Origin of the sequence: Thermobacillus xylanilyticus (genome assembly GCF_907165215.1) — a bacterium.
Taxonomy (GTDB): Bacteria; Bacillota; Bacilli; order Paenibacillales; family Paenibacillaceae; genus Thermobacillus; species Thermobacillus xylanilyticus.
On sequence record NZ_CAJRAY010000022.1, the window covers coordinates 20,052 to 32,982 of the forward strand.

Annotated in this window: 10 protein-coding genes; all 10 read left to right on the top strand. The window is 61.1% G+C overall.

All coding sequences use genetic code 11. The features are described from left to right. Nucleotides 1-77: 77 nt before the first annotated feature. The 10 genes from rpoC to rpsJ all read left to right on the top strand — a co-directional run bounded on the left by rpoC (nt 78) and on the right by rpsJ (nt 12,902). Complete coding sequence (rpoC, locus tag KJQ12_RS04640; protein ID WP_213483701.1) at nt 78-3,698, top strand: DNA-directed RNA polymerase subunit beta'; 3,621 nt, start codon at nt 78-80, stop codon at nt 3,696-3,698. 397 nt (nt 3,699-4,095) lie between these two features. Further along, complete coding sequence (locus KJQ12_RS04645; protein WP_213483702.1) at nt 4,096-4,326, top strand: ribosomal L7Ae/L30e/S12e/Gadd45 family protein; 231 nt, start codon at nt 4,096-4,098, stop codon at nt 4,324-4,326. 136 nt (nt 4,327-4,462) lie between these two features. Next, on the top strand, nt 4,463-4,885 hold the full coding sequence (rpsL, locus tag KJQ12_RS04650) for a 30S ribosomal protein S12 (RefSeq protein ID WP_015253282.1): 423 nt from the start codon (nt 4,463-4,465) through the stop codon (nt 4,883-4,885). A gap of 46 nt (nt 4,886-4,931) precedes the next feature. Continuing rightward, complete coding sequence (rpsG, locus tag KJQ12_RS04655; RefSeq protein WP_213483703.1) at nt 4,932-5,402, top strand: 30S ribosomal protein S7; 471 nt, start codon at nt 4,932-4,934, stop codon at nt 5,400-5,402. Between the two features lie 28 nt (nt 5,403-5,430). After that, nucleotides 5,431-7,515 carry an elongation factor G gene (fusA, locus tag KJQ12_RS04660; protein ID WP_213483704.1) on the top strand — a complete coding sequence of 695 codons (2,085 nt, stop codon included), beginning with the start codon at nt 5,431-5,433 and terminating at the stop codon, nt 7,513-7,515. Between the two features lie 111 nt (nt 7,516-7,626). Beyond that, nucleotides 7,627-8,820, top strand: a complete 1,194-nt coding sequence (gene tuf, locus KJQ12_RS04665) for an elongation factor Tu (RefSeq protein ID WP_015253285.1) — start codon at nt 7,627-7,629, stop codon at nt 8,818-8,820. Between the two features lie 285 nt (nt 8,821-9,105). After that, on the top strand, nt 9,106-9,990 hold the full coding sequence (locus KJQ12_RS04670; RefSeq protein ID WP_213483705.1) for an ABC transporter ATP-binding protein: 885 nt from the start codon (nt 9,106-9,108) through the stop codon (nt 9,988-9,990). A gap of 111 nt (nt 9,991-10,101) precedes the next feature. Next, nucleotides 10,102-11,148, top strand: a complete 1,047-nt coding sequence (locus KJQ12_RS04675; protein ID WP_213483706.1) for a FecCD family ABC transporter permease — start codon at nt 10,102-10,104, stop codon at nt 11,146-11,148. Between the two features lie 160 nt (nt 11,149-11,308). Next, complete coding sequence (locus KJQ12_RS04680; RefSeq protein ID WP_213483707.1) at nt 11,309-12,355, top strand: ABC transporter substrate-binding protein; 1,047 nt, start codon at nt 11,309-11,311, stop codon at nt 12,353-12,355. Nucleotides 12,356-12,590: 235 nt separating this feature from the next. Beyond that, the gene (rpsJ, locus tag KJQ12_RS04685; RefSeq protein WP_015253287.1) at nt 12,591-12,902 is read left to right on the top strand and encodes a 30S ribosomal protein S10; all 312 of its coding nucleotides are present in this window, start codon (nt 12,591-12,593) and stop codon (nt 12,900-12,902) included. The last annotated feature ends 29 nt before the right edge of the window (nt 12,903-12,931 follow it).

Consider the following 12,931-nt stretch of genomic DNA (forward strand, 5'->3'; position numbering starts at 1 on the left):
GTCAGACAAGGCATCGCCGCCCTGTCCAGCGGGCGGCCTCGCCTGCCTCGCGGCAGAGACTGAAGGAGGGTTGCTCCTTGTTGGATGTTAACAACTTCGAGTTTATGAAGATCGGCCTGGCTTCTCCGGACAAGATCCGTTCCTGGTCGCGCGGAGAAGTGAAGAAACCCGAGACGATCAACTATCGGACGCTCAAACCCGAGAAGGAAGGGCTGTTCTGCGAGAAAATTTTCGGTCCGACGAAGGACTGGGAGTGCCACTGCGGCAAATACAAGCGCGTGCGTTACAAAGGCGTCGTCTGCGACCGCTGCGGCGTCGAAGTGACGCGCGCGAAGGTGCGCCGCGAGCGGATGGGCCACATCGAGCTGGCCGCTCCGGTGTCGCATATCTGGTATTTCAAAGGGATTCCGAGCCGGATGGGGCTGGCGCTCGACATGTCGCCGCGTTCGCTCGAGGAGGTCATCTACTTCGCATCCTATGTCGTGACCGACCCGGGCGACACGCCGCTGGAGAAGAAGCAGCTCCTCTCCGAGAAGGAATACCGCAGCTACCGCGAGAAGTACGGCTACGGTTTCCAGGCCGGCATGGGCGCCGAAGCGATCAAGAAGCTCCTGATGGACATCGACCTCGACCGCGAGATCGATATCCTCAAGGAAGAGCTGCGCACGGCGCAAGGCCAGCGCCGCAACCGCGCGATCAAGCGGCTTGAGGTGCTTGAGGCGTTCCGCAATTCGGGCAACCGTCCGGAATGGATGATTCTCGATGTGCTGCCGGTCATTCCGCCGGAACTGCGCCCGATGGTGCAGCTCGACGGCGGCCGGTTCGCGACGAGCGACCTGAACGACCTGTACCGCCGCGTCATCAACCGGAACAACCGGCTGAAGCGGCTGCTCGATCTTGGCGCGCCGGACATCATCGTGCAGAACGAGAAGCGGATGCTGCAGGAAGCCGTTGACGCGCTGATCGACAACGGCCGCCGCGGCCGTCCGGTTACCGGACCGGGCAACCGTCCGCTGAAATCGCTCAGTCATATGCTGAAGGGCAAGCAGGGCCGGTTCCGTCAGAACCTGCTCGGCAAACGGGTCGACTACTCCGGCCGTTCCGTCATCGTCGTCGGGCCGAGCCTGAAGATGTATCAGTGCGGCCTGCCGAAGGAGATGGCGCTGGAGCTGTTCAAGCCGTTCGTCATGAAGGAGCTCGTGAACAAGGGGCTCGCGCACAACATCAAGAGCGCGAAGCGCAAGGTCGAGCGCGTGAGCCCGGAAGTCTGGGACGTGCTCGAGGAAGTCATCCGCGAGCACCCGGTGCTGCTGAACCGCGCGCCGACGCTCCACCGCCTCGGCATCCAGGCGTTCGAGCCGACGCTCGTCGAAGGCCGCGCGATCAAGCTGCACCCGCTCGTCTGTACGGCGTACAACGCCGACTTCGACGGCGACCAGATGGCCGTGCACGTGCCGCTCTCGGCTGAAGCGCAGGCGGAAGCGCGCCTGCTCATGCTCGCTTCGGGCAACATCCTGAACCCGAAGGACGGCAAGCCGGTCGTTACGCCTTCGCAGGACATGGTCCTCGGCAGCTACTATCTGACGATGGACAATCCCGAGGCGAAGGGCACGGGCATGATGTTCGCCACGGTGAACGAAGCGATCTCCGCTTACCACCGCGACATCGTGTCGCTTCACGCGCGGATCGTCATCCCGGCGCGCGCGCTGAACAAGAAGATGTTCACGGAAGAGCAGGAGCGCTCGCTCATCGTGACGACGGTCGGGAAACTGATTTTCAACGAGATTTTCCCGGACACGTTCCCGTACATCAACGAAGCGACGAAGGACAACCTGCTCAAGGGCACGCCGGAACGCTGGTTCGTCAAGGAGAAGGGCGCGGACGTGAACGCGTACATCGCCCAGCTCCCGATCGCCAGCGCGGTGGGCAAGGAATATCTCGGCCAGATCATCGCGGAATGCTTCCGCCTGTTCCAGACGACGACGACGTCGATCATTCTCGACAAGATCAAGCAGCTCGGCTTCACGTACTCGACGCGGGCCGGCATCACGATCGCGATTTCGGACGTTGTCGTGCCGGATGCGAAGAAGGACATTCTCGCCGAGTCCGAGGAGAAGGTCAGGGTCGTCACGAACCAGTACCGCCGCGGCCTCATCACGGACGAGGAGCGGTACGACCGCGTCATCGAGATCTGGGGCCAGACGAAGGACCGGATCACGGACGTGCTCATGAAATCGATGGACCGCTACAACTCGATCATGCTCATGGTCGATTCGAAGGCGCGGGGCAACAAGTCGCAGATCACGCAGCTCGGCGGCATGCGCGGCCTGATGGCGACGCCGTCCGGCCGGATCTTCGAGCTCCCGATCAAATCGAACTTCCGCGAAGGGCTGACGGTCCTCGAGTACTTCATCTCGACGCACGGCGCGCGGAAAGGTCTCGCCGACACGGCGCTCCGGACCGCGGACTCGGGTTATCTGACCCGCCGTCTCGTCGACGTCGCGCAGGACGTCATCGTGCGCGAAGAAGACTGCGGCACGGATAAAGGCATCACCGTCACGAAGATCCACGACGGCAAGGAAGTCATCGAGGATCTGTACGACCGGATCGAAGGCCGCTACACGGCGGCGGCGGTGCGCCATCCGGAGACGGGCGAGATCATCGTCGGCAAGGGCGAAATGATCGATGCCGAGATCGCGGAGAAGATCATCGCCGCCGGCATCGAGAAGCTGGAGATCCGCTCCGTGCTCAGCTGCCGCGCCCGCCACGGCGTCTGCAAGATCTGCTACGGCCGGAACCTGGCGACCGGCAAACATGTCGAGATCGGCGAAGCGGTCGGCATCATCGCGGCCCAGTCGATCGGCGAGCCGGGTACGCAGCTTACGATGCGGACGTTCCACACGGGCGGCGTCGCCGGCGACGACATCACGCAAGGTCTGCCGCGGATCCAGGAGCTGTTCGAAGCCCGGAATCCGAAAGGCCAGGCGACGATCTCCGAGATCGACGGCGTCGTCAAGGATATCCGCGACGCGAAAGACCGGCGCGAGATCGAAGTCGAAGGCGAAGCGGAGACGAAGGTTTACTCGGTCAGCTACGGTTCGCGTATCCGCGTGAACATCGGCGACCGCGTCGAAGCGGGCGACGAGCTGACGGACGGTTCGATCGACCCGAAGGAGATGCTCCGGATCAAGGGTATCCGCGGCGTGCAGAACTACATCCTGCAGGAAGTGCAGCGCGTCTACCGGAACCAGGGCGTCGAGATCAACGACAAGCATATCGAGGTCATGATCAAGCAGATGCTCCGGAAAATCCGGATCGTCGATGCGGGCGACACGCAGCTCCTGCCGGGTTCGTACGTCGACATCCACGAGTACGAGGCGGCGAACCGCGAAGCGATTCTCGCGGGCAAGGAGCCGGCCGTCGCGAAGCCGGTGCTGCTCGGCATCACGAAGGCGTCGCTCGAGACGGACTCCTTCCTGTCCGCCGCATCGTTCCAGGAGACGACGCGCGTGCTCACGGACGCCGCGATCAAGGGCAAGGTCGACCAGCTGCTCGGCCTGAAGGAGAACGTCATTATCGGCAAGCTGATTCCGGCGGGCACGGGCATGGCCCATTACCGGAACATTCGCTTCGCCGGTCTGGAAGAAGACGAGCAGCAATCGGAAGAAGTGCTTGAAGGCGTAGCGGTCGAATCCTGATGCGCCGGACCTTCCGTCCGGGCGCATCGGATGCGGCACACATCCGAGGATAACGTTTGACCCGATTCCGAGGAAGGCGGCCTGGGCCGGCCGGACGAACCGATCGTCCGGACCGGCCCGGCGGCTGTCGGAGGGAGTTTTCGATACAACCGTTTGCAAGACGGACAAGCTCTCCGCGGGGATGAGCCGTTTTGCATGAGATGCAAGAACCGACAGGCGGCTCGCATGTCAAAGGACTTGCACTGAACCGGAAGTTGACGGTATAAGACAAGCCGCGCGGTATGCGTTTGTCGGCCAAAGCTGTTCTGCTTGACACACCCTGGCAGCAGGTGATACTATATCGGAGTGTGCCTATAAGGATGGGGATCGTGCGCCTTCGCGAAAGGGAGGAGTCTCCATGCCCTGGAAGATCGGCACCAAGCAAACGACGAAAGCTGTGGAGCAAGGATTGGCCGCGCGGGTATTTGTCGCGCGCGATGCAGATCCTCGGTTGACGGGCAAGATTGTGGAGCTCTGCCGCCAAGCGGAGATCGAGGTCGAATGGGTGGACCGGATGGCCGATCTCGGCAGACGCTGCGGGATCGACGTCGGAGCCGCGTCGGCCGCCTGGATTCCGGATGGACCGTAAGGCAGGCGACGTTCGGGCCGGATTCACGAAAGGAATGCGGCGCGGACTTTTGTCTGCTTATTGATGAACCGCCTGGATCTGTGGACTTGAAACACGCAGCGATTCAACCGACTCGCCCAAGGAAGGGGGTGGCAACATGCCAACAATCAACCAGCTCGTGCGCAAAGGCCGCAAAGCGAAGGTCGTCAAGTCGAAATCGCCGGCGCTGCAACGGGGTTTCAACGCGCTCAAGCGTGAAGCGACCAACATCAGCTCGCCGCAGAAGCGGGGCGTCTGCACCCGTGTCGGCACGATGACGCCGAAGAAGCCGAACTCCGCCCTGCGGAAATATGCGCGGGTTCGTCTGACCAACCGCGTTGAGGTTACGGCATATATTCCGGGTATTGGTCACAATCTTCAAGAGCACAGCGTCGTGTTGATCCGCGGCGGCCGGGTCAAGGACCTTCCGGGTGTCCGCTATCATATCGTCCGCGGCGCGCTGGATACGGCCGGCGTGAACAACCGTAAGCAAGGCCGCTCCAAGTACGGCGCGAAGCGTCCGAAGGAAGCGAAGAAGTAATAGATCGGCTGACGATGGAGAAACATGATGGAAGGAGGTTGGATCCATGCCACGCAAAGGACCGGTGCCGAAGCGCGATGTGCTGCCGGACCCGATCTACAACAGCAAGCTGGTCACGCGGCTCATCAACCGCATCATGATCGACGGCAAGCGCGGAGTCGCGTCCAGAATCCTGTACGAAGCGTTCGAGATTATCCGTGAGCGCACGGGCAAGGACCCGATGGAAGTGTTCGAGGCCGCTCTCAAGAATGTCATGCCGGTGCTCGAAGTCAAGGCTCGCCGCGTCGGCGGCGCGAACTACCAGGTTCCGGTGGAAGTCAGACCGGAACGCCGGACGTCCCTTGGCCTCCGCTGGCTCGTCAACTACGCCCGCACCCGCGGCGAGAAGACGATGCAGGAACGCCTGGCCGCAGAGATCATCGACGCTTCGAACAACACGGGCGCTGCCGTGAAGAAGCGCGAAGACACGCACAAGATGGCCGAGGCGAACAAGGCGTTCGCGCACTACCGCTGGTAGGATTCAGATTTCGGAAGGAGACAACAGCATGCCTAGACAGTTCTCCTTGAAAGATACGCGCAATATCGGGATCATGGCCCATATTGACGCCGGCAAGACGACCACCACGGAGCGCATCCTGTTCTATACCGGCCGCACCCACAAGATCGGCGAGGTGCACGAAGGCGCCGCGACGATGGACTGGATGGAACAGGAGCAGGAGCGCGGCATCACGATCACGTCGGCCGCGACGACCGCTCAATGGAAAGGTCACCGGATCAATATCATCGACACTCCGGGCCACGTCGACTTCACCGTCGAAGTCGAGCGTTCCCTGCGCGTGCTGGACGGAGCAGTAGCCGTGTTCAGCGCGAAGGAAGGCGTTGAACCGCAGTCCGAGACCGTCTGGCGCCAGGCGGACAAGTACGGCGTGCCGCGGATCGCCTATGTCAACAAGATGGACATTATCGGCGCGGATTACCTCGCCGTCGTCCAGGACATGCGCGATCGTCTGCAGGCGAACGCCGTCGCGATCCAACTGCCGATCGGCGCCGAGAACGATTTCCGCGGCATCATTGACCTGATCGAGCGGAAAGCGTACTTCTACAAAGACGACCTCGGCAAAGATATCGAAGTCGGGGACATTCCGGCCGACCTGGCCGACAAGGCCGAAGAGCTTCGCAATGAGCTCGTCGAGAAGGTCGCTGAAATCGACGAAGAGCTCATGATGAAGTATCTGGAAGGCGAAGAGATCACCGTTCCGGAACTGAAGGCGGCACTGCGCAAAGGCGTATGTTCCGTTCAGATTTTCCCGGTCGTCTGCGGCTCTTCGTACCGGAACAAAGGCGTTCAATTGATGCTGGACGCCGTCATCGAATATCTGCCGTCGCCGGTTGACGTGCCGGATATCAAGGGCACGCTCGAAGACGGCACGGAGACGACGCGCAAGTCGTCCGACGACGAGCCGTTCGCGGCACTCGCATTCAAGATCATGACCGACCCCTATGTCGGTAAGCTGACGTTCTTCCGCGTCTACTCCGGCATCCTGAACTCCGGTTCGTACGTGCTGAACGCCACGAAGGGCAAGCGCGAACGGATCGGCCGGATTCTGCAGATGCACGCGAACCATCGCGAGGAGATCACGGAAGTGTATGCGGGCGACATCGCCGCTGCCGTCGGCCTGAAGGACACGACGACGGGCGACACGCTCTGCGACGAGAAGCATCCGGTTATCCTGGAATCGATGAACTTCCCGGAACCGGTCATCGAGGTCGCGATCGAGCCGAAGACGAAGAACGACCAGGACAAACTTGGCGTCGCGCTGTCGAAGCTCTCCGAAGAAGACCCGACGTTCCGTGCCTACACGGACGAAGAGACCGGCCAGACGATCATCGCCGGCATGGGCGAGCTCCATCTGGAGATCATCGTCGACCGTCTGAAACGGGAATTCAAGGTCGAGACGAACGTCGGCAAGCCGCAGGTCGCATACCGCGAGACGTTCCGCACGCCGGCGCGCGTCGAAGGCAAATTCGTCCGCCAGTCGGGCGGCCGCGGTCAATACGGCCACGTCTGGATCGAATTCGAACCGCTTGAGCAAGGCGCGGGCTTCGTGTTCGAGAACAAGATCGTCGGCGGCGTCGTTCCGAAAGAATACGTGCCGGCCGTTCAAGCCGGTATCGAAGAAGCGATGCGCAACGGCGTCCTCGCCGGTTATCCGATGGTCGACATCAAGGCTACGCTCGTCGACGGTTCGTACCACGACGTCGACTCGTCCGAAATGGCGTTCAAGATCGCCGGTTCGCTGGCGCTCAAGGCCGCGAAGGACAAGTGTAACCCTGTGCTCCTCGAGCCGATCATGAAGGTCGAGGTCACGGTGCCGGAAGAATACTTCGGCGACGTCATGGGCACGCTCAGCTCCCGCCGCGGACGCATCGAGGGCACGGATACGCGCGCAGGCGCGCAAATCATCCGCGCGAAGGTGCCGCTCGGCGAAATGTTCGGCTACTCGACGACGCTTCGTTCGGGCACGCAAGGCCGCGGGGTGTTCTCGATGGAACTGTCCCACTATGAGGAAGTTCCGAAGTCGATTGCGGACGAGATCATCGCGAAGTACAAGGGAAGCAGCAACGAGTAAGCCTGCATGACGACATAACCGATGTGGTTACAGGACGGATGCCGCGGCGCCTTGCGCCGCGCCCCGCTCCACACATAACCCAATCCATCATCCCAAGGAGGAAATGGTTCAATGGCTAAGGCTAAATTCGAACGTACGAAACCGCACGTCAACATCGGCACCATCGGTCACGTCGACCATGGCAAGACGACGCTGACGGCCGCCATCACGACGGTTCTGTCGAAGAAGTATGGCGGCGGCGCTGCAGTCGCTTACGACCAAATCGACAAGGCTCCGGAAGAGCGCGAGCGCGGCATCACGATCTCGACCGCACACGTCGAGTACGAAACACCGAACCGCCACTATGCGCACGTTGACTGCCCGGGCCACGCCGACTACGTCAAGAACATGATTACGGGTGCAGCTCAGATGGACGGCGCAATCCTCGTCGTATCCGCTGCTGACGGCCCGATGCCGCAAACGCGCGAGCACATCCTGCTCTCCCGTCAGGTCGGCGTTCCGTACATTGTCGTATTCCTGAACAAGTGCGACATGGTTGAAGACGAAGAGCTGCTCGAACTCGTTGAAATGGAAGTTCGCGACCTGCTGAGCGAATACGAGTTCCCAGGCGACGACACGCCGATCATCCGCGGTTCCGCGCGCGAAGCGCTCGAAAATCCGGACGGTCCGTGGGCTGACAAGATCGTTGAACTGTTCGAAGCGATCGACTCCTACATCCCGACGCCGGAACGCGACGTCGACAAGCCGTTCCTCATGCCGGTCGAAGACGTATTCACGATCACCGGCCGCGGTACGGTTGCAACGGGCCGCGTCGAGCGCGGTACGGTTAAAGTCGGCGATGAAGTCGAAATCGTCGGTCTGCAAGACGAAACGAAGAAAACGGTCGTTACGGGCGTTGAAATGTTCCGTAAGCTGCTCGACCAAGCGCAAGCCGGCGACAACATCGGCGCGCTGCTCCGCGGCGTAGAGCGCAAGGAAATCGAGCGCGGCCAAGTTCTGGTTAAACCGGGCTCGGTTAACCCGCACACGAAATTCACGGCTCAAGTTTACGTCCTGACGAAGGAAGAAGGCGGCCGCCACAAACCGTTCTTCACGGGCTACCGTCCGCAATTCTACTTCCGGACGACGGACGTAACGGGCGTTATCGAACTGCCGGAAGGCACCGAGATGGTTATGCCGGGCGACAACGTCACCCTGACGGTTGAACTGATCGCTCCGATCGCTATCGAAGAAGGTACGCGCTTCGCTATCCGCGAAGGCGGCCGTACGGTAGGCGCAGGCGCCGTTGCTTCGATCCTGAAGTAATGAGGCGCGGCTCCAAGCCGCATATTGCACGGCCGTTTGGCAGCAACTGCTGTCAAACGGCCGCTTGTTTTTTTCACGTCCGTCACGACGTCAGCCGATTTTCTTGCCGGATTGCAAGCAGATCATTGACGACGATAATGAGAACCATTATCATAATAGACGGATTGATTTGACCAGCAGGGTGGATGAAGGATCGGGCGCGGCTGCGAAGCCGATTGATTTTTCGAATCCGACTGTGATGGATATGGCCTGACTGCGGCAGGCGACCGGAGAGGATGAGGCGCCTTGGACAGACTGATAACGCAAGACCTGGCGATTGGCTATGACGAACGGCTGATTGTGGACGGTCTGAACCTGAGCATACCGACGGGAAAGATTACCGCCCTGGTAGGTTCGAACGGATCGGGCAAATCGACGATTTTGAAGACGATGGCCCGCATCATGAAACCCCAGCGCGGCAGCGTGCTGCTCGACGGGAAGGCGATCCACTCGCAATCGACGCGGGAAGTGGCGAAACAGCTGGCGATTTTGCCCCAGAATCCCGTTGCGCCCGAAGGGCTTACGGTCCGCGAACTGGTCGGCTACGGCCGCTATCCGCATCAGAAAGGTTTCGGCACGATGAGCCGGGAAGACCGTGAGATCGTGGAGTGGGCGATCGAGATGACCGGTCTTGTTTCATTTGCCGACCGTGCGGTTGATCAGTTGTCCGGCGGTCAGCGGCAGCGGGCATGGATTGCGATGGCGCTCGCGCAGCAGACGGAAATATTGTTCCTGGACGAGCCGACGACCTATCTCGATATGGCGCATCAGCTCGAGGTGCTGAAGCTGCTGCAGCAGCTCAATGAAGAGCAAGGCCGAACGATCGTCATGGTCGTGCACGATCTGAACCACGCCACGCGTTATGCGCATCACATGGTCGCGATCAAGTCCGGCAAGATCGTGGCCGAAGGCGAACCGGCGAAAGTAACGACGAAGGAAGTGCTCCGCGAAGTATTCGGGATCGAAGCCGATATTCTGTTCGATCCGCGCACCGGCGTGCCGCTCTGTCTGCCGTTCGAACTGTTCCGCGAAAGCCTGCGTACGGCGAAGAACCGCGAGCATCAGCAGGTGAAGAGCAAACAGGAAGATCGGGCTTACGGCAAGCAGGCGAATGCCGTGACGAACGGTTGACGGGCCGCTCCGGCATGCGAAAGATCTGCAGCCTTCCGAGATTGCGGCTGATTTTCGAAGCCACTGGTTCCCGTTGGGACGGTGGCTTTGTCTTTGTGAGCAGGTGGTTAAATGAACGCGTTCAACACCCGGCATGATGCGGCGAACGCGCGGCAAATGCCGGTCAAAGGCCGTCCGCTTGCGGCCATCCTGATCATTACGGGCGGACTCGCCGCGCTTGCCCTGGCCATGGCGGCCGCCACAGCCATCGGTGCGGCGGACATCCGTCTCTCCACCGTATGGGATGCCTTGTTCCGGTTCGATCCGGAACTGTCGAGCCATCACGTCGTGCGGGACTTGCGCGTGCCGCGAGCGCTCGGAAGCGCGCTCGTCGGAGCCGGACTCGCCGTCGCCGGCGCGATGATGCAAGGCATGACGCGCAACCCGCTCGCGGACTCCGGATTGCTCGGGCTCAACGCGGGGGCTGGCGTGATGCTCGCGGTCTGTTTCGCATTTTTTCCGCAGACGCCGTACATCCTGTTGATGGTGTATGCGTTCCTGGGGGCGGCCATCGGCGCGGGATTGGTGTTCGGCATCGGCTCGATGGCGAGGGGCGGCATGACACCGGTGCGCTTGACGCTGGCGGGAGCGGCGGTAAGCGCGCTGCTCACCGCGGTTAGCGAAGGCATCGCGCTCATGTTTCGAGTCGGACAAGATCTCGCCTTCTGGTATGCCGGCGGCGCGGCGGGGATCACCTGGCCGCAGATATCGGTATTGTGGCCATGGATCGGTGTCAGTCTGATCGCCGCGCTGCTGATGTCCCGTTCCATCACGCTGCTCAGTCTCGGCGAGGAGGTGGCGGCCGGTCTCGGAATGCGCACCCGCTGGGTGAAGACGGCGGGCATGCTGGTCGTGCTGATCCTGGCCGGATCGTCGATGTCGGCCGTCGGCAGCATTGCGTTCATCGGGCTGATGGTGCCGCATGTCGCCCGGTTTCTCGTCGGCGTCGATTACCGGTGGATCATTCCGTGTTCCGCCGTGCTCGGAAGTCTGTTCATGGTGCTCGCCGACATCGGCGCGCGGTCGGTCAACCCGCCTTACGAGACGCCGGCCGGCGCGCTCATTTCGCTGGCCGGGGTGCCGTTTTTCCTCTGGCTGGCGCGCCGCAGGGGCCGGTAGATCGGTTCCGCAGCGGAATGAGGCGGATGGCACCGTGAAACCGGGGCAGTCACAGAACGTTCAATTGACAACATCCATGAGAATGATTATCATTCTTGTTCAGGATAACAAAGCAGGTTAAGCAGCATATCTGCAAACAAGCGAAAGGATGAAATGCTCAATGTTGCGCAGCAAGAAAGAAGGCAAACGAACGGCCGGGATGTTCGCGGCGCTGCTGCTGGTGCTCGCGCTGGCGCTCGCCGCTTGCGGCGGCAATAACAATGCGGGAGAGAGCAACGGGGCGGCTTCCGGCAGCGACAATGCGGCCGGCGGAACGAACGGCGGCACTGCCGGAAACGGCGCGGAACAAGAGGAAGCCGCGAACCCGCAGGAGCGCACGCTGACGGACGCGCTCGGCAATGACGTGACGATTCCGGCGAATCCGCAGCGGATCATCGCGCCCTATCTGGAAGACCATCTGCTCACGCTCGGCGTCATGCCGGCCGCGCAGTGGTCGGTGCCGAACGGGGTGCAGGACTACCTGCAGGCGGCCGGTCTGGAAGGCGTGCCGACGATCAGCTACAACCTGCCGCCGGAAGAGGTCGTGAGCTTCAATCCGGACCTCATCATCGTCAACTCGCCCTCGCTGGTGCAGAACGACCTGTACTCGCAATATTCGAAGATTGCGCCGACTTTCGTCCTCAGCGACGAGACGACGGCCGACTGGCGCGCCGCGCTGAGCAAGATCGGCGAAGTGCTCGGCAAGGAAGAAGAAGCGAAAGCCGCGCTCGAAGCTTACGATCAAAAAGTGCAGGAGACGAAAGCCAAGCTCGAGGGCAAGCTTGAAGGCAAATCGATCGCCATCCTGTGGCTGACCGCCAAGCAGTTCTACATGGTCGACACGAAGACGGCGAGCGGCGCGGTCGTGTACGGCGATCTGGGCGTGAACCCGCCGAACATCATGACCGAGATTCCGGAAGAGAACCGCGCATCGTGGAATCCGATATCGCTCGAGAAACTGTCGGAACTGACGGCGGACTACATTTTCCTGGTGAACTACGAAGAAGGCCAGACGGACTCGCTGATCGAGAGCGACCTCTGGAAGACGATCCCCGCCGTCAAAGCGGGACATGTCTACGAGATGGACAAGAACCGCAGCTGGCTGTACAGCGGCGCCATCGCGGGACAGCTGGTGCTGGAAGATATCGAACGGGTGCTGGGAGAGTGACGGCGCAAGCCGCCGCTCTTCCTTTTTTATTGGTTCGGATGCTTGATTCGTCCCGCAAAGAAAAAAGATTGCAAACGCCCGGGTGTTTCGCTATAATATTGCATGTTGGTCTGCGACGTTGCGATGATGCGGGAGGTTGCCGACACACCCGGCCCCTTTGCCATAGGGAGCCTGTCGGGTTATTCTCGCGGAGTATGTCCGATTACCAAATTGGGCGATAGAAGGAGGGACTCATATGGCAGCAAAGCAAAAGATCCGTATCCGTCTCAAGGCATACGATCACCGAATTCTCGACCAGTCCGCGGAGAAAATCGTGGAGACGGCGAAGCGTTCCGGCGCCGGGGTGTCCGGTCCGATTCCGCTTCCGACGGAGAAGCAAGTCATCACGATTCTGCGGGCGGTGCACAAGTACAAGGATTCCCGTGAACAATTCGAGATGCGCACGCACAAGCGTCTCATTGACATTGTGAATCCCACGCCGCAGACGGTCGATGCGCTGATGCGTCTGGACCTGCCGTCCGGCGTCGACATCGAGATCAAACTGTAAGGCCCAGGCCGCGAAGGGCGGCTATTATA